General features: G+C 48.8%; 15 protein-coding genes and 1 pseudogene. 8 read left to right on the forward strand and 8 right to left on the reverse strand.

Going from position 1 to position 17,312, the window contains the following annotated elements; translation table 11 throughout:
• The first annotated feature begins 60 nt into the window (after nt 1–60).
• On the forward strand, nt 61–1,683 hold the full coding sequence (locus tag H6F51_13345) for a radical SAM protein (protein ID MBD1823468.1): 1,623 nt from the start codon (nt 61–63) through the stop codon (nt 1,681–1,683).
• Here H6F51_13345 and surE read toward each other — a convergent pair.
• Nucleotides 1,664–2,341, reverse strand: a complete 678-nt coding sequence (surE, locus tag H6F51_13350; protein MBD1823469.1) for a 5'/3'-nucleotidase SurE — start codon at nt 2,339–2,341, stop codon at nt 1,664–1,666. The two genes, H6F51_13345 and surE, sit on opposite strands and share 20 nt — an antisense overlap.
• Before the next feature lie 195 nt (nt 2,342–2,536).
• Here surE and era point away from each other — a divergent pair, with 195 nt between their 5' ends.
• From era to H6F51_13365, 3 genes are all read left to right on the forward strand, one after another.
• The gene (gene era / locus H6F51_13355) at nt 2,537–3,466 is read left to right on the forward strand and encodes a GTPase Era (GenBank protein MBD1823470.1); all 930 of its coding nucleotides are present in this window, start codon (nt 2,537–2,539) and stop codon (nt 3,464–3,466) included.
• Nucleotides 3,467–3,537: 71 nt separating this feature from the next.
• Nucleotides 3,538–5,421, forward strand: coding sequence for a 50S ribosome-binding GTPase (locus H6F51_13360; GenBank protein ID MBD1823471.1), 1,884 nt, complete (start codon nt 3,538–3,540; stop codon nt 5,419–5,421).
• 244 nt (nt 5,422–5,665) lie between these two features.
• The gene (locus H6F51_13365; protein MBD1823472.1) at nt 5,666–6,400 is read left to right on the forward strand and encodes a response regulator transcription factor; all 735 of its coding nucleotides are present in this window, start codon (nt 5,666–5,668) and stop codon (nt 6,398–6,400) included.
• A gap of 89 nt (nt 6,401–6,489) precedes the next feature.
• Here H6F51_13365 and H6F51_13370 read toward each other — a convergent pair whose 3' ends face one another.
• Nucleotides 6,490–7,020: a hypothetical protein gene (locus tag H6F51_13370; GenBank protein ID MBD1823473.1), complete on the reverse strand. Its 531-nt coding sequence runs from the start codon at nt 7,018–7,020 to the stop codon at nt 6,490–6,492.
• A gap of 163 nt (nt 7,021–7,183) precedes the next feature.
• Here H6F51_13370 and rpsB point away from each other — a divergent pair, with 163 nt between their 5' ends.
• Nucleotides 7,184–7,966 carry a 30S ribosomal protein S2 gene (gene rpsB, locus H6F51_13375; protein MBD1823474.1) on the forward strand — a complete coding sequence of 261 codons (783 nt, stop codon included), beginning with the start codon at nt 7,184–7,186 and terminating at the stop codon, nt 7,964–7,966.
• Between the two features lie 61 nt (nt 7,967–8,027).
• Nucleotides 8,028–8,690, forward strand: coding sequence for a translation elongation factor Ts (tsf, locus tag H6F51_13380; protein MBD1823475.1), 663 nt, complete (start codon nt 8,028–8,030; stop codon nt 8,688–8,690).
• A 74-nt stretch (nt 8,691–8,764) separates the two neighbouring features.
• On the opposite strand, the gene kaiC is transcribed toward tsf, so the two are convergent.
• The 3 genes from kaiC to H6F51_13395 form a co-directional block, all read right to left on the reverse strand.
• On the reverse strand, nt 8,765–10,321 hold the full coding sequence (kaiC, locus tag H6F51_13385) for a circadian clock protein KaiC (GenBank protein ID MBD1823476.1): 1,557 nt from the start codon (nt 10,319–10,321) through the stop codon (nt 8,765–8,767).
• A 127-nt stretch (nt 10,322–10,448) separates the two neighbouring features.
• A complete protein-coding gene (gene kaiB / locus H6F51_13390; GenBank protein ID MBD1823477.1) occupies nt 10,449–10,766 on the reverse strand; it encodes a circadian clock protein KaiB in 318 nt (105 codons plus the stop codon).
• A 66-nt stretch (nt 10,767–10,832) separates the two neighbouring features.
• On the reverse strand, nt 10,833–11,702 hold the full coding sequence (locus tag H6F51_13395) for a circadian clock protein KaiA (GenBank protein ID MBD1823478.1): 870 nt from the start codon (nt 11,700–11,702) through the stop codon (nt 10,833–10,835).
• A gap of 400 nt (nt 11,703–12,102) precedes the next feature.
• On the opposite strand from H6F51_13395, the gene H6F51_13400 reads away from it, so the two are divergent.
• Nucleotides 12,103–15,147, forward strand: coding sequence for a response regulator (locus tag H6F51_13400; GenBank protein ID MBD1823479.1), 3,045 nt, complete (start codon nt 12,103–12,105; stop codon nt 15,145–15,147).
• Between the two features lie 106 nt (nt 15,148–15,253).
• Here the strand turns inward: H6F51_13400 and H6F51_13405 are convergent, their stop codons facing one another.
• Nucleotides 15,254–15,994 (reverse strand): creatininase family protein, encoded by a 741-nt coding sequence (locus H6F51_13405; GenBank protein MBD1823480.1) that lies wholly within the window; start codon nt 15,992–15,994, stop codon nt 15,254–15,256.
• 106 nt (nt 15,995–16,100) lie between these two features.
• Between H6F51_13405 and H6F51_13410 the strand changes: the two genes are divergently transcribed.
• Nucleotides 16,101–16,952 (forward strand): BtpA/SgcQ family protein, encoded by an 852-nt coding sequence (locus tag H6F51_13410; protein ID MBD1823481.1) that lies wholly within the window; start codon nt 16,101–16,103, stop codon nt 16,950–16,952.
• 42 nt (nt 16,953–16,994) lie between these two features.
• Here H6F51_13410 and H6F51_13415 read toward each other — a convergent pair whose 3' ends face one another.
• Together H6F51_13415 and H6F51_13420 are read right to left on the reverse strand one after the other, a co-directional pair.
• Complete coding sequence (locus H6F51_13415) at nt 16,995–17,147, reverse strand: hypothetical protein (GenBank protein MBD1823482.1); 153 nt, start codon at nt 17,145–17,147, stop codon at nt 16,995–16,997.
• Nucleotides 17,146–17,247 (reverse strand): annotated as a pseudogene (locus H6F51_13420) (IS1 family transposase). The gene H6F51_13415 and the pseudogene H6F51_13420 overlap by 2 nt, the downstream one beginning before the upstream one ends.
• Nucleotides 17,248–17,312: the final 65 nt, after the last annotated feature.

Raw genomic sequence — 17,312 nt, forward strand, 5'->3', positions numbered from 1 at the left:
CATCAACATTCGAGTGCTAGGCTGAAGGAGCGCAACTTATTTGAGTTTGATCGTTTTCCAGTGACTTCTCCTTTCTCGTCCGAACGCCTATTGTTCACGCCTGCAACACCGATCGCAGACGCAGTTCCGCTTATCTTTGCTTTTCCAAACGAATACAGTGTCGGAATTACTGCACTGGGCTATCAAGTCGTTTGGGCAACGCTGGCAGCACGATCGGATCTCGATGTGGCGCGATTGTTTACGGATGTGCATGAATCTTTGCCGTCTGAACCAGAGCTATTGGGCTTTTCGATGTCCTGGGAATTGGATTATGTCAATATTTTGGGACTGTTGGAATCGTTAGATATTCCGATTTGGAGCCGCGATCGCACGGATGAGCATCCGATCGTCTTCGGTGGCGGCCCGGTACTCACCGCGAATCCTGAACCCTTTGCAGATTTCTTTGATGTGTTCTTACTTGGAGATGGAGAAATTCTGCTGGATGCGTTTATCAATGCGTATCAAGCAGTTCGTCACGCCGATCGCGCCACACAACTAAGGCATCTAGCGCAAGTACCGGGAATCTATGTTCCAAGCTTGTATGAAGTGACTTACGAAAGTGCAGAGGGTGCGATCGCGGCAATTGTTCCGACTGATTCGACTGTTCCCGCTCAAGTTCAGAAGCAAACCTATCGCGGCAATACGCTTTCTGCTTCGACTGTTGTGACCGAGCAAGCGGCTTGGGAAAATATCTTTATGGTCGAAGTGGTACGGAGTTGTCCGGAGATGTGCCGTTTCTGTTTAGCAAGTTATCTCACCTTACCGTTTCGGATTGCAGATGTCGAAGCTTCATTGATTCCAGCGATCGAACAGGGCTTGAAGTACACCGATCGATTAGGCTTACTGGGTGCATCGGTGACACAACATCCAGAGTTTGAGAACTTACTGGACTATCTCAATCAGCCCCAGTTTGATCAAGTGCGATTAAGCTTATCTTCGGTACGAACCAATACTGTGACCGAAAAGCTTACACAAACATTGGTGAAACACGATGCAAAGTCCATCACGATCGCTGTTGAAAGTGGCAGCGATCGCATCCGGCAGATTATCAATAAAAAGCTGGCAACCGATGAAATTACCCAAGCTGCAATCAACGCTAAAGCAGGCGGGTTAAGTGCGCTGAAGCTTTACGGCATGGTGGGACTTCCCGGCGAAGAGCAAGAAGATTTAGAACAAACCGTTGCAATGATGCGATCGCTGAAAAAAGCGGCTCCAGGTTTGCGGCTGACCCTTGGATGCAGTACCTTTGTGCCGAAATCACACACTCCGTTTCAATGGTTTGGTGTGAATCCGCAGTCCGAAAAACGCCTACAATTCCTGCAAAAACAACTCCGATCGCAAGGCATTGATTTTCGTCCTGAAAGCTACAACTGGTCTGTGATTCAAGCAATCTTATCGCGAGGTGATCGCCGACTTTCTAAGTTTTTAGAACTCGTCCGTAACTATGGAGATTCACTCGGCAGCTATCGACGAGCATTTAAGGAACTGAAAGGACAGTTACCAGATTTGAATCATTATGTGTTCGATCTCTGGGAACTCGATCGCGTGTTGCCGTGGAGCCATTTACAAGGGGCATTACCGCAAACCACGCTAGAGAAACATTTAGCAAGTGCGATCGATCAGTTCAAACCTTTAACTGTGTAATCGCAATCTGACCCGATAAGCAAACATCCACATCAGAACCTCGATCGCGCTTTCGTGCCCCATAGTTACCACAGTAGTAAAAATCATCGCCCTCAATGCGAAAATCACTCGGAAGCGGTTGTGTGCAAGGTTCGCAGAAGACAATTTTCGGATCAGGCGCATCCGGCTCAACATAGGGAAGATTTACATTCCAGTAGAATCCCGGCTCATAGGAACGATCGCTCAATTCCTGCAAAACTTTCGCGGCGAGATTAGCCGATCGATTCCAATCCACCGGAATCTTACCTTTCTTATATTGCGAAATGGCAATCCCTGGAACGCGATGAAATGCCGCTTCTCGAATGGCTGCAACCGTTCCAGAGATATAAACATCAACACCCATATTCCCACCTGCGTTAATACCGGATAAAACCAGTTTTGTATCAGGAAAAAGATAGTTTAGAGCAATGCGACTACAATCCGCAGGAGTGCCAGCGATCGCATATTCTCGATCGCTGCGTTTTTCCACTCGAATCGGTTGAGTCGTTGTCACTTGATGACCACAGCCGGAATAGTGACCGCTCGGCGCAACCAACACTCCGGCTCCATTTACCGCACTTAACAATGCCCGAATTCCCGGCGCATCAATGCCATCGTCGTTCGTCAAGATAACCGTCATCAGTCTCCCAAATAAATTCCGAGTTCACGCGCAGTCTTCACCAGTGTACTGTCTGCATCGCATCAAGCTCCAGTAGCCGATACTCGTTAAAATTCCGATTCGTTTGACTTCAGCCATAATCTCATACACTGAATAAGCTGTGAGTTTAGTACGATCGAAACCAACAGTATCCAAGATTACAGAATAGATTTAGGAATGTCAGAAGAAACAGACATTTTCACGATTCCCACCGCACCCGAAGATTATCGATCGGGCTTTGTCGGCATCATTGGTCGTCCCAATGTTGGCAAGTCCACGATTATGAATTTCCTGGTGGGTCAAAAGATTGCAATCACCTCCCCCGTGGCACAAACTACGCGCAATCGGTTACGCGGCATTCTCACCACTCCTGAGGCTCAGATTATTTTCGTAGACACCCCCGGAATTCATAAACCGCATCATCAACTCGGACAGGTGTTAGTCAGAAATGCTAAGGGCGCGATCGATGCGGTTGATGTGGTCTTATTTGTGGTGGATTGCTCAGTCGAGCTAGGGGGCGGCGATCGCTATGTTGCCGAACTGTTGGAGCAAACGGAAACACCTGTGATTTTGGGTTTAAACAAATCAGATCAGCAGTCTGATGATGCTTTAGATAAACAGTATCGGGAATTAGCAGAAAATAGAGGCTGGACGATCGCGAAATTCTCAGCGCTTCAAGGCGATCACATGGAAGCACTGCAAACCGCTATCATCGAAAAGCTAGAACCGGGGCCATACTACTATCCGCCCGATTTAGTCACCGATCAGCCAGAGCGCTTCATCATGGGCGAACTCATCCGAGAGCAAATTCTACTTTTGACCCGTGAAGAAGTGCCGCATTCAGTCGCGATCGCGATCGAAAGAGTTGTCGAGGAGCCGAAGCTGACACGAGTTTTTGCCGCAATTAACGTCGAGCGTCCTTCACAAAAAGCAATTCTTTTAGGAAAAGGAGGCAGCATGATTAAAACGATCGGTACTGCGGCTCGCGAACAGATGCAAAAACTGATTGAAGGCAAAGTGCATCTAGAGTTATTTGTGAAAGTGCTGCCGAAATGGCGACAATCGCGGGTACGATTGGCTGAATTTGGCTATCGAGAAGAAGATTAACGAGCGTTCACTAAGTCTCTAAAACTCGCCCAAATTTGTACACTGAAGGAGACAAACGTTGGTGTCCTCCTATGGTGCGATTGCGGATTTGGCAGTGGATTGTGTTAGCCCTTCCGATCGCGCTTGTGGTCGGATTTCTGCTCGTTGCCGCAGGCTTGCAAATTCAAGCTTGGGGCATTAGCTGGATTTGGGCGATCGTCGGATTAATCTTCTTCGCTTGGCGATGGTTGTTGGTGAAATGGACACAGCCCGCCTTACAGCAAGTCGAAGCCATTGTTGCCGAACTATCTGAGGAAGCAACCGAGTTAACGGATTCACCCGCAACTGAAGTTACTCGAAAAGTTGAAGCCGAAGTCCAAAAGATTTTGACGGAAGCACAATCTGATTCGCCGCTCTGGGAAGACTGGAATACCTTTTGGCAGCGCTGTTTGGGCATGATTCGAGCGATCGCATCAGTCTACTATCCAGAAGCTCAGAAACCCTTATTAAACATCTATGTTCCGCAAGCTTACACATTGTTGCGCGGAACAGTCGATGACTTAGATCAATGGATGCGCCAACTATCCCCTGTGCTAAATCAAGTCACGGTAGGACAAGCAGTACAAGCTTACGAGATCTATCAAAAACTTGAACCCTCCGCCCGAAAACTTTGGAAGGCTTGGGGTTGGGCACAATGGTTACTAAATCCAGCCGTAGCAGTCACTAAAACCGTCACACAGCGTAGCGGCAATCAAGCGACACAAGAACTACTCGGAAATCTCAGTCAGCTATTGCGAGAAGCCGCATTACGCAACTTAGCTCGACAAGCGATCGCGCTTTACAGTGGCACAACTCCCCCGGCTTTAACAACGATCGAGCAACCTGCTACACCCAAGTTTCAAACCCTACGAGGCATCATTGCTCAAGCAAATCCAACGGATGTCGTCGAACAAAAACCTGTCAGCTTATTGTTAGTGGGTCGCACCGGAGCCGGAAAAAGCAGTGTGATCAATACTTTGTTTGTTGAAGCTCAAGCCCAAGTTGATGCGCTTCCTTCAACCGATCAGATTCAGGACTATCAGTGGCAAACAGAAACCGGAGATACACTGACACTCTGGGACACACCCGGATACGAACAAGTCGAGCGTCCTGAACTCCGCGATCGAGTATTAGACTATGCCAGAAACACGGATTTAGTGTTGCTAATCACGCCCGCACTCGATCCAGCCTTACAGATGGACTTAGACTTTCTGAATGAACTACGATCGCTCTCATTACCCACTATTGCAGTCGTCACTCAAGTCGATCGCTTACGTCCAATTCGCGAATGGAATCCACCCTACAACTGGCAATTCGGCGACCGACCCAAAGAAGTCTCTATTCGTGAAGCGGTTGCTTACCGTCAGGAAGTACTAAGTCACGTTTGCTCATTTGTGCTGCCGCTTGTGACCCTTGGAAACCATCGTGAACCTTGGGGAGTAGATGCCCTATCGATGTCGATTCTCAACACGATCGATCCCGCTAAACAAGCCCGTCTTGCTCGATTCATGCGAAACATCGATGCTCGAAGCGCCGCAGCAGCAAAGATTATCGATCGCTACACCTTCCAGATGACCACTACTCAAGGTCTAACTACCTTTCTAAAAAGTCCCATTCTGCGATTCATCTCAGAAATCACAACAGGTTCACCTACGCTTGCATTTCTCTTAGCCGAACGCATTCCGATCGAACAATTGCCGATCGTCATTGGCAAACTACAGATGGCTTACGATCTCTACACACTGCTACAACCTAAAACTCCACTTGACCTTAAATCACTGTGGAACTTGATTGTAGATAACACAGCCACTCCGGATCGGGTTGCTTGGGCGTTTGGTCATGCACTGACCGAATACTGGACACAGAATTTATCGATCAACCAGCTTGAAGTCCGCTATCACAACTATCTCAGCCCTGAGCAACAATCTCCCAAGTGAAGCACAGATTATTACAAATTGTGTGTTTCTAGCACAATCAAACCATTAAATCCGATGATTCCAAACAATTAAAGCTTAATCTAGTTTTAAATTCAGATTAACCTTGAGCATCGCGAGTTTGTTTATTGTATTGGAGGGTTTGTTCGCCAACAATTCCAGATTACTTTTTATTGTGAGTGTTCTTCAAATTTCCACCGATTGACAACTCTGAGCAGTTTGCTCGATCGCTGTTATTGGCTCACTTATGCGGTCGCCTGGACTATCCATTACGCCTAGTTTTTATCAAGCCTCTATCTTAGTGATTGACGATGAAACTGTCATTCTCGAATCGCTCACTTCAGCCCTGACTCAAGAAGGATATCGAGTCTTGACAGCCAGAGATGGACAGCACGCACTGGATATTATTGAATCCCTAAAGCCCGAAGATCCGGCGATCGATCTCATCATCCTCGATCTCATGCTGCCTCGCTTAAGTGGACTTGATTTATGTCGAATTCTGCGTCAGCGAGGAAACACAGTTCCAATTTTGATACTAAGTGCCCGCGCCAGTGAAACTGATATTGTTGTCGGTCTAGAAGTCGGTGCAGATGACTATCTCACCAAGCCGTTTGGACTGAGAGAACTGATTGCACGCTGTCGAGCATTGCTGCGCCGTCGATCGCAAGACCAACCCGAAACACAGGCGATTTTGCAATACGAAGATATCACACTGTATCTGCAAGAGTATCGCGTTTTCGTGCGGGGACAGGAGATCAATCTATCCCCCAAAGAATTCTCCCTGCTAGAACTGTTCATGAACAACCCGCGCCGCGTGCTCTCGCGAGAACAACTGTTAGAACAAGTTTGGGGAATAAGCTATCTAGGTGATTCTAAAACCGTAGATGTGCATATTCGCTGGTTGCGCGAGAAGCTAGAACTTGATCCAAGTACACCGCTATACATTACAACCGTTCGCGGATTTGGCTATCGATTTGGATAGCAATCTAACGACGATCGCCCCGATATGCACCTACATATTCACCTACAGTGCAGGGACGATTCGGCGAATCCTACGGGGGCACGATCGACCTACGTTAACCAGGTTCCCACCTGCGGCACGATAAATTTGTTGATCAACCATCCCACCCACAAGCCCTCCCAGCCAATGATCGTTAACGTCCGCATCACAGACGATCGGCGAAATCCTGCTCGCTCCATCCGATACTTCGCTCCCCCAACCGCCCACAGCCAAATGCCTGTCGCCACCAGCCCCGCCGCACTCCACCGCGCCAACTCTGCGTTTTGATCCCGCAGCAGCACTCCTGCAATCGCACTCACACCCGCCAAACTCAGCACCACTAGCCCGCTTCTACCCAACTGAAGCGATGACCCAACCGCTACCGCCAGCGCCGCCAGCGCCGCACAGACCCAAATGCCACCCGCCACCCGCGAAGCAGCCAGCCCCCAGCCAGCCAGCACATACACAATCCACAGCAATGTCAGCCCAGATAGCGGAACGCGATCGAGTTCCCGGCGTGGAACCCGAAACGCCGCGATCGCGCTTAACACTCCTCCCAAAACCGTAATCAGCACATCTATCTGTGTCGGAACCTGAAGCATTCAACCATCCTTAGAAACCCAAACTGCCTCCAGGTTATCAAACCCGTTCATGTGTTACCCTAGATAAGCTGTTAAAACTCTCACATTCAGGATTTCGGGTGGTGCATTCTAACGAATCGCTGCTTTCTGAATGGACGATAAACCCGAACTAGGAGATCAATTCATGCCAGTTGTTTCGTTGGCTCAACTACTTGAGTCGGGAGTCCACTTTGGGCATCAGACCCGCAGATGGAACCCCAAAATGAGTCCCTACATCTACACCGCTCGTAACGGTGTACACATCATTGACCTGGTGCAAACCGCTCAATTGATGGACACCGCATACAACTACGTGCGGACTGCATCAGAACAAGGGAAAAAATTCTTATTCATCGGCACAAAGCGTCAAGCTGCGGGCATTATTGCTCAAGAAGCAAGTCGCTGCGGCGCATATTACGTCAACCAGCGCTGGCTAGGTGGAATGCTCACCAACTGGGCAACGATCAAAACCCGCGTTGAGCGCCTCAAAGATCTAGAGCGCCGAGAAGAAACAGGCGGACTCGATCTGCTGCCGAAGAAAGAAGCATCGGTGCTGCGTCGGGAATTGGAGCGACTCCAGAAATATCTGGGCGGTATCAAGAATATGCGGAAACTGCCTGATGTGATCATCATGGTCGATCAGCGTCGGGAGTACAACGCAGTTCAAGAATGCCTGAAGTTGAACATTCCGATCGTGGCGCTCCTCGACACCAACTGTGACCCCGATACCGTTGATGTCCCGATTCCGGCAAACGATGACGCGATTCGATCGATCAAGCTGATCGTCGGACGCTTAGCGGATGCAATCTACGAAGGTCGTCACGGTCAACTCGAAGCCGAAGAAGAGTACGACTACGAAGGCGCAGAAGAAGAGTACGAGTACGACGAAACTGAAGTTTCGGACGACGAAGAAAGCGCAGAATCATAGGACAATGTGGAGGAGAATATTTCTCCTCCATCCTCTCTAAAGACATTGGGAACTGAGGCAAATGGCAGACATTTCAGCAAAAGCGGTGAAAGAACTGCGCGAAAAGACGGGCGCAGGGATGATGGATTGTAAGAAAGCGCTGACCGAAAACGGCGGCGACATGGAAAAGTCGATCGATTGGCTTCGTAAGAAAGGCATCGCGTCGGCGGGCAAGAAAGAAGGCAAAATCACGGCTGAAGGTCTGGTTGACAGCTATATTCACATCGGCGGACGGATCGGTGTTTTAGTAGAAGTGAACTGCCAAACGGACTTTGTGGCGCGCAACGATGCGTTCAAAGAGCTAGTTCGGAATATTGCTAAGCAGATTGCCGCCAGCGCGAATGTAGAGTATGTCCGCGTTGAAGATATCCCGGCAGAAATTGTCGAGCGGGAAAAATCGATCGAGATGGGCAAAGATGATATCGCTGGCAAGCCCGACAACATTAAGGAAAAGATCGTTCAAGGTCGGATCGATAAGCGCCTGAATGAAATGTGCTTGTTGCCCACTCCTTACATCAAAGATCCGAATATCACCGTTGAAGAATTGGTGAAACAGAACATCGCGCAACTCGGCGAAAATATCCGGATTCGTCGCTTTGTTCGCTTTGTTTTGGGTGAAGGTATCGAGAAGGAAGAAACCGACTTCGCTGCAGAAGTCGCCGCACAAATGGCAGGCGGAAAGTAAGGATTTGATTGAAACAAAAAAGCGAGGAGACAATCTCCTCGCTTTTTTGTTTCATGCCTTGGGTGCAACGATCGTTAACTCTTATCCTCGCTTCGCAACCCTTTTGTAATCCGAGACAGATCGCTCTTCTCGTCGATCGCAACCCGAGTCGGCGACCCACTAATAATGCGCTCAAAATTGCGGAACGAATCCTTAATCTCAGGCCCTTGATCGCTGATTGTATATTCCCGGATTCCTTTATCGTGCCAAGATCCGCGCATCTTAAACACATTCAGCGCTCTCGACATTTCTCCCCGAATTTCTACATATTGCAGCATGATAATCGTGTCGGTAATCGTCGAGATATGCGAATCCGTGATCGAATGTGACCCCATAAATTGATCGGTGGTGTTCGTGAAGAAACCTGTAATCTCTTCTTGCTTTGCGAATCCAGTCACCCCAATCACAAACTGACGAAACGCATTATTACTCACCCCTCTTGCCAGCGCCGAAAGCGAATCGATCGCAATTCGAGACGGCTTGAATTCTGCAATTTCAGATTTAATAATCTGCAAGTGATCCTCAAGTCCTGCCGACTCCGGATACGCGCAAATAATTTTCAATAAGCCCTTTTGCTCTAGATCTTCAAAGTCAATGCCCCAAGAGTAAGCGTTTCTCGATAATTGAGCGCGAGATTCTTCGTAAGCAAACAGAATCGCTCGATCGCCCCTGGTACAAGCTTCTTGTAAAAACTTGCTCACCAGCAGCGTTTTTCCGGTTCCGGTTGCACCCGTTGCCAGAATGATCGAATCTTTGAAAAAGCCGCCGCCGCACATTTCGTCGAGCGTTTTTACACCTGAAGAGACGCGCACATTCGACGATCGCTGAGTCAAACGCATCGCGCCCAACGGAAAGATATTAATTCCCTGATTCGTAATCGTGAACGGATACTCTCCTTTCATATGCGTCGTGCCGCGCAGCTTCAGAATCTCGATCGTTCTTCTACGCCGTTCGCCTTCCAGCACATTTCGCACGATCGCAACGTTATCCGAAACGAACTCCTCTACTCCAAACCGCGCCACCTGACCATACTCCTCGATGCGCTCTGTGGTCATAATCGTCGTTGCGCCCACTTGTTTGAGCCGCGCCACTAGGCGAAAAATCTCGCGCCGCACCACCGATGCTGCATCATACTGTTGAAACACAGCCGTCACTGAATCGATCGACACCCGCCTCGCTTTGTATTTACGAATCGCATATTGAATGCGTTCGATCAAAGCAGATAAATCAAAATTTCCAACAACATCTTGACCCTCTGGATCGGGAGAAGCATCGAGAATAAACAGCTTTCCTTCATCAATAAATTTTTGAAGATCCCAGCCGAAGCTAAAGGCATTTTTGATAATATCTGCGGGCGATTCTTCAAACGTGACGAATACGCCTGCTTCATCAAACTGAGTAATACCGTTGTAAATAAATTGAACTGCAATCAGCGTTTTTCCAGTGCCAGAAGTGCCGCTTACTAAAGTTGTCCGACCAATCGGTAAACCGCCATGACTAATATCGTCAAAGCCTTCAATCATCGTGCGGATTTTCTGGACACCGGTAAGCTGCGGAGGGTTACGCTGTTCGATCGGGTTGCTCGAAGTCATAGGGTTAGAATGTCACACAAACGGAGCAAGCTCCTTATTAGTTATGAAAAAATTAAAGCGGGACTGATCCATCTATTTACCACAAAAATTGCAACTAAAAAGTTTGATTCAGTGTTGTCAGGCTGTTTTATTCTGCATCAATTTCTTCTTCGCGTAATTCTTCATAAAGCAAATCCAGTCCAATTAAAACTTTTTCTCGATCGGACAAATCTCCAATAATTTTACGCACAGGTGGGGGTAGAATTTTCGCCAATGTGGGTGTTGCAAGAATTTTGTCTTCTTCGGCTAACTGCGGATTCTTTAACACATCAATGACTTTCAGCGCATAAACACCTTGAAACTCCTTTTCAAGAATATTATTCAGCATCTTTAGTGCACGAACCGAGTTTGGTGTATTGCCGGCAACATACAGCTTCAAGACGTAGGTTTTTTTCAAAGGACTCATATTTTAATCGATCACGATGAACACTAGCGTAGCGCTCACGATGGGCTGAAGAATCCGAATTCTAAGTTAAGATTCACGCGGAATTGAGCGACGGTACATCTCGCAAAGATGGGCGATCGTATCAATCAAGGTGAGTCGATAATCGAGGAGAATTTCTTCGCTTCTTCCTTCTAATTTTAGCTGTTTTGCAAATTCGTCCATCAGCTCCATATGGATCTCAACGATGTGCGACACAGGCACATCTGCAAAAAACGCCGCATTGACAAAATTGTCGATCCGTTGATTGAGATCGTGATCGTCCTGGAAATAACTCAAGATAATGACGCGATACTCGATCCGAAGCTGCTCTAGAAATTCCGCCTGCTCATTGGGAGGTAAGTTTTTGAGAAAGACTTTTGGACTGCGTTTGTAGTAGATTCCTAAGTAGCCTAATCGCTCTTTGAGTTTGTCGGTCAGTCGGCGCTGTTGCATCATTAGAAAGTTCTGCGCGAGCAGATCGCGAGTAAAATCCGGGGTCGTAATCGGATCAGGAAGCTGACACATCGGGGACAACGCTAAAAACGCTTCGATCGCTTGAGCAATCGAGATATCGAGGCGATCGAGGTCTGCGAGTGACACCCAGATCTTAGCGGTGTGGTAGAGAAAGGCGAGTTTGTGGTCAATCTGCCGTGGTTCAGGTTGAACAATCACAATCGGAAGCAAGGTCGCCGCTGTATGGAGCCACTCTAGGACAGACATTAAGTTCTGCCCGTCCTCTAAAATCAGACAATCTAGCTGCTGTTTTTGGTGCTCAATCAGTTGGAAAAAATCGGCTTCGGACTGCGCAATCGACAAAGCATAGCGGTCTTGTAGCATCTCGCCTAAAAGTGACTGCTCGACTAGCCGAGTCAGATCAGGGGAATCGAGGTACACACCGATCGAAAGCTGCGGACGCACGATCGAAGAAACAGGAACTGTCAAAACGAAAAACCTGAATGGAATGAAGGGAGCTAAATCGTATTCTAAGATTCTTCCTACAAAAATGTTGAAGAGAAAGTGCCAGAGTTAGGGCACAGACTTTTATCAAAGGTCTAATTTAGATTGAAGCGTTTGGCGCTCCGTTAATTATAATTACATAAAGCTTTTTCTCTCATATATAGGTTTCCCACTGTGTCATGATTTAGGCTTAAATAAATTTAAATTCGCTTCAGTTGAGTGTGAGCACTCAACCTCATATAAATTCCATTTCAGTTAGTGCTTTTGCAGCTCGATAAACCGTAATCAGACCTTGATCAGCGATTAAAATCAAGGACAACGCTGATTTGCAATCTTCTGCCGAATCGGTCAGGATAAAGCGATGGTGATCTATCCAGCCTCGATTCATGATTTCATCGAGCCTGCCCCCGTTTGTTTGCAGTCGGCAACTTCGGCTGAAGTAATCGAACTGCTGGGGCGGTATCACGCTGACCGCTTGGTGTTCGTGGATGAGCGGCAGTCTCCGATCGGCGTAATTCATGCGTATGCGTTGCTCTCTCAGGTCGGACAGGCGGAAGAGTGCGACCTTGAACCCTTGATCGAGCCGCTACCGACGATCGCAGACACGACGGATTTACTTGGACTTGAATTTTCGAGTCCGATTCGGTATTGGGCAGCGGTGAACGCCGCGCATCAGTTTCTCGGATTAGTCGATAGCGTGGTGTTACGCACCTGGTCAGAGTTTTTGCAGTCCGAGCCGATTAAGCCGAAGGTTTCCTCTGAATCCCTCTGGCATCGCGCCAAAACCGAAACCTGTGCAGAACTGGAACGATCGCGCCTGAAGCTCTCACCTGCAATGAATCAGCTTCAGCAGCAAATTCAAACTCAGACTGCCAAACTTGGCTATGAACTCGTTGACTGCTCTATACGCTTTGATGCAGTCGCTGAACCTGACTCAAACGCAACGTTAATGCAATTTCTGGATCACCTACCGTTGCCCTTGATGCTGCAAACTCAAACTGGAGAGGTGATTGCTCAAAACAAAGTGTGGGCAGAGCAACTGGGAGATATCCTCGATCCAAACTGGGTGCAGCGAGATGCAGCCACGATCCTAGAGCTTGCCGCGCCTGCTGTTCAATCTTCAACCCGTAGCGCACCCGTGGTTGCCTCTGTGACGGCTAACCTTTGCCAAAAAGGCTCTGCACCAAATACCTGTATTTGCGTTTGCCCGCTAAAAAATGGACAAGAGCGCGTGTTACAGTTTGCCAAAATTCCGCTTGGGGAACTGTTCTCACACCAGCATATTCCAGCGGTAGATTCTGATTCAGCGTTTCGACTGGCAGCCTTTGAGCAAGGGACAGCGCACTCCGATCGTTCCCAAGCACCGATGCAAGAGAGCGTTTGGCTGGTGCTGGCGCAAGACATCACGGAACAACAGCAGCTTTCGCGAGAACTCGCAGCCAAAAACGCCGACCTGATTCAACTCAATCGTCTGAAAGACGAATTTCTTGCCTGTATCAGTCACGAACTCAGAACCCCACTCACCGCCGTTCTCGGCTTATCGAGTTTGCTCAAAGACCAGCTTTCTGGAACGCTGAACCAACGCCAGATTCGCTATGCCCAACTGATTCACCGCAGCGGGCGGCATCTGATGGCGATCGTCAACGATATTCTCGACTTGACGCGGATTGAAACTGGACAACTCGAACTGACCTTTTATTCTGTCCGCCTGAAGTCTCTGTGCGATCGAGTAATCGAGCAAGCGCAGCAAGTCTGTTTAGAAGAAGAGAAACCAGAAACTAGAACAGTTCTCGACGCGATCGGAGCTTTGCCAGCATGCACCCTAGAAATTGAGCCAGGACTGGAAGCCTTAGTTGCAGATGAACTGCGCCTGCGTCAAATGCTGGTGCACTTGTTGTCGAATGCGTTAAAGTTCACCGATATTTCTGGCAAAATTGGCTTAAAAGTAAGTCGTTGGGAAGGCTGGATTGCTTTTACCGTCTGGGATACCGGAATTGGGATTCCTTCTGAAAAGCAGCATTTAATTTTCCAGAAGTTTCAGCAGCTTGAGAATCCGATGACTCGTCGATTTGAAGGAGCTGGATTGGGATTAGTGCTGACGCAGCGTTTAGCACGACTGCACGGTGGCGATGTCTCGTTTGTGTCTAAGGAGAATCAGGGCAGCGAATTTACGCTTCTGCTGCCGCCCACTCATCCGCATCCCACCGATCGCATTGCTGTTTCTCGCCCGAAATCGAGCAGCAATCGCCTCGTTCTAGTCGTCGAAGCCGTAGTGAAGTCGATCGAACTGCTTTCAGAACAGCTTGCCGAGCTAGGATACCGCGTGGTGATTGCGCGATCGGGAACCGAAGCGATCGAAAAAGCCCGTCGTTTACAGCCTTGTGCAATGTTTATCAATCCGCTGTTGCCGACGCTCTCCGGTTGGGACGTGCTGACGCTGCTGAAAGCTGAGCCTGAAACGCGAGAGATTCCGGTGATTGTGACGGGAACTCGTGGCGATCGCGATCAAGCCTACCGCAATCAAGCCGATGGATTTGTAGCATTGCCGATCGTGCAGAAAGCGCTTCAGCAAGTCCTCAACCAACTCACGCCCGATGAGGTATCGGTGCCGTCGATCGTGGAGCCACTGCCCCAAAGCATCGTGATTTTGCGGCTGAGTCCAACCCGCTACGGGGAACTGCATCGGTTGGGAAATCGATCGGGGATTGATCTGAATGCTTTGCTGCACAGCCAGAATTACCGCGTAGTCGAAGCAGACGACCTAGAGCAAGCCGAACTGCTCGCACAGGTCTGGAAGCCGAATATCGTGCTACTCGATGCGGCGGTCTCTGACCCGATTGGCTACCTGAAACTATTAGGAGACTGTAGTTTTCTAGCTTCGCTACCCTTGGTCACGCTCGATCCGGTGACGGCACAAGCCGCGAATCAAGTGCCTGGATTAACTGTGTTTCCTTGCTTAGCACCCGTTGACGAAAGCGCAGAATCCTCCGCACTGCTGCAAGTGATTCAAGTGGCAGCAGGCTTTGCTTGGCGACCGTTCGTGTTGGCGATCGACTCTGCTAAGTTGCGCTCTCCCGAAGCTAAGCGCTCAGATTGGCTACAAGCCGTGATGCAATACTTTCAAACGGCTGGATTTCGCGGCATGATTGCGCGATCGTGGCAAGATGTCCTACAAAAGCTCGATACCCAAAGCATCGATTTACTCTTGCTTCATGCTTTGGACTTGGATCAATCCACGATCGAGCGGCTTTCATCCTTAAAGCGATTCCGGGAAACCGTTGCGATCGTGGTCATCAATCATCAGCCCGAAAATACGCCGCTGCTCGAAGCGATCGCGACCGTTGTACTGCCGCCAATGCCCATGGAAGATTTGCTCAATCGCGTTAACAGCATTTTGACGAAATGACCCTGCATGAAATTGCGGCTATCAATGCCTGGGTTGAGCAGACGTTTCCGATCGACTGTCTTTATTCTCTCGACTCTGTGTTAGATGAAGACTGGCTACCCGAAAGTTAGTTCGTTGCTAAAAACTCTAAATATGAGCTGCTAATTTCTTTGACTGCCAACTCATAGAATTGTTTACCGTGTTCGGGAGTGGCAAGTGCAGGATTCGACCCCATGCGTCCATCAGGGTAGTGATTGCGAAAATCGATCGCGCCATAAATTCGATGCCCCTTCGCTACAGGTTCACTCAACGGCGCAGATTTAATCGCTTCGGGATAAACATACTGAGTTAGTGCAACTTCACTCGGCGTTGCATGAGATCCCTCTTGATCCCCGTATAACTCTTTTGCCAGCTTATACACCGAGCCGCACATATACCAATTACTCACCACACACTGAACACTGTGCGAAATTCCTGAATCCGCTAGATAATCATACGTTTCTGAAAATGCCGCTTTTAACGTTGCAACATTTCCCCCGTGTCCGTTAATAAAGAAAAATTTGCGAAATCCCGCTTTCGCCAAACCGGAAACGTAATCCTGAATCACCAGAATCATCGTACTCGGTCGTAAACTCATGCTGCCGGGGAACGCCATGTGATGCAGCGCCATTCCCACATTGATCGTTGGCGCAACTAAGGCATCGATCGACTCCCCGGCTCCTTTGGCGATCGCTTCCGCACAAATCGCATCCGTTCCGATCAATCCCGTCGGCCCATGTTGCTCAGTCGAACCGATCGGAACAATGATGCCCGTCGATCGCGTCAAATACGTCTCTACTTCTTGCCAAGTCGATAAATGCAGCAACATAAGTGTTTTTTCAAATTCCTCCTTCCAGTTTCCTTCATTTCGCCTACAGAATCGCGTTATCATTTCCTATATTGACGTTGCTTAGAAAGCCGATTCCGTAGGCGCTGTGGACTTAAAACAAATATTCAAAACCCAAAACCCCATCATTGGGGTGGTTCATCTCCTGCCCCTGCCGACTTCTCCGCGCTGGGGCGGTAGTTTGAAGACCGTTCTCGATCGCGCCGAACAAGAGGCGACTGCCCTCGCCGCTGGCGGCGTAGACGGGATTATTGTGGAAAATTTCTTTGATGCCCCGTTTCCCAAAGATCACGTCGATCCGGCAGTGGTCAGCGCCATGACTGTGATTATTCAGCGCCTGCAGCAAATGATCACGTTGCCGATCGGGATCAATGTGCTGCGGAATGATGCTCAGAGTGCGTTGGCAATTGCCTCTTGTGTGCAGGCGCAGTTTATCCGCGTCAACGTCTGGACAGGCATTATGGCAACGGATCAGGGCTTGATCGAAGGACGCGCTCATGAATTGATGCGCTACCGTCGCGAGTTGGGCAGCGATGTGAAAATTTTTGCAGATGTTTTGGTGAAACACGCTCGTCCGTTAGGATCGGTGAATTTGACCACAGCCGTACAAGATACGATCGAGCGTGGATTAGCCGATGCAGTGATTCTGTCTGGCTGGGCAACGGGCGATCCACCTAACCTAGAGGACTTGGAATTAGCGCGGGATGCGGCTGAAGGAACTCCTGTATTTGTGGGGAGCGGCGCAGATTGGGAAAATGTGCCGCAAATGATGCAGGTCGCAGATGGTGTAATTGTGTCAAGTTCGTTGAAGCGGCAGGGAAAGCGAGAGAATTCGATCGATCCAATTCGCGTCAGCCGATTTGTGGAAGCGGCGAGAAGAGGGGTTCCGCTGCAGAAAAATGAGAAGTCAGTTCCGCCCGTGAAGCTGCGAAACTTTTAAGTTGCCAAAATGCCGTAATGATGAGATGCGATCATGCTTCACTCATTTACGTTTAACCGATGGCTTCACTCGGCGAACGAGTTGAAGTTGAGCAGTGCGATCGCTAGAACGGAGAGTTGATCGAGCGAAAATGCGATCGTTGAGATCATCTGGCAATTGTCGATTATTTGCTGTAGCAGCAGCGAAATTAGCCATCAATGGATTGACGCTTACACCTGACACGGATGTAACTTTGCCTACCTCTTCCCTTTCCGTTCTTACGGATATGAGTCGATTGGCATTCTGGGCATTGCATTAAAGCTGATTCCAATTTCTTCCTCTATTATGCAATGCCCAGATTTTTGCGAGTTGCTTCTCGAT

It is taken from the genome of Cyanobacteria bacterium FACHB-DQ100, assembly GCA_014695195.1.
Classification (GTDB): Bacteria; Cyanobacteriota; Cyanobacteriia; order Leptolyngbyales; family Leptolyngbyaceae; genus Leptolyngbya.

Excerpts from the sequence above, each read along its gene's own strand:
- H6F51_13405 (MBD1823480.1), bottom strand. The coding sequence starts at position 15,994 with ATGTTGCTGCATTTATCGACTTGGCAAGAAGTAGAGACGTATTTGACG.
- tsf (MBD1823475.1), top strand. The coding sequence starts at position 8,028 with ATGGCAGACATTTCAGCAAAAGCGGTGAAAGAACTGCGCGAAAAGACG.
- era (MBD1823470.1), top strand. The coding sequence starts at position 2,537 with ATGTCAGAAGAAACAGACATTTTCACGATTCCCACCGCACCCGAAGAT.
- rpsB (MBD1823474.1), top strand. The coding sequence starts at position 7,184 with ATGCCAGTTGTTTCGTTGGCTCAACTACTTGAGTCGGGAGTCCACTTT.
- H6F51_13400 (MBD1823479.1), top strand. The coding sequence starts at position 12,103 with ATGGTGATCTATCCAGCCTCGATTCATGATTTCATCGAGCCTGCCCCC.
- surE (MBD1823469.1), bottom strand. The coding sequence starts at position 2,341 with ATGACGGTTATCTTGACGAACGACGATGGCATTGATGCGCCGGGAATT.
- H6F51_13360 (MBD1823471.1), top strand. The coding sequence starts at position 3,538 with ATGGTGCGATTGCGGATTTGGCAGTGGATTGTGTTAGCCCTTCCGATC.
- kaiC (MBD1823476.1), bottom strand. The coding sequence starts at position 10,321 with ATGACTTCGAGCAACCCGATCGAACAGCGTAACCCTCCGCAGCTTACC.
- H6F51_13415 (MBD1823482.1), bottom strand. The coding sequence starts at position 17,147 with ATGGCTAATTTCGCTGCTGCTACAGCAAATAATCGACAATTGCCAGAT.
- H6F51_13370 (MBD1823473.1), bottom strand. The coding sequence starts at position 7,020 with ATGCTTCAGGTTCCGACACAGATAGATGTGCTGATTACGGTTTTGGGA.
- kaiB (MBD1823477.1), bottom strand. The coding sequence starts at position 10,766 with ATGAGTCCTTTGAAAAAAACCTACGTCTTGAAGCTGTATGTTGCCGGC.
- H6F51_13365 (MBD1823472.1), top strand. The coding sequence starts at position 5,666 with ATGCGGTCGCCTGGACTATCCATTACGCCTAGTTTTTATCAAGCCTCT.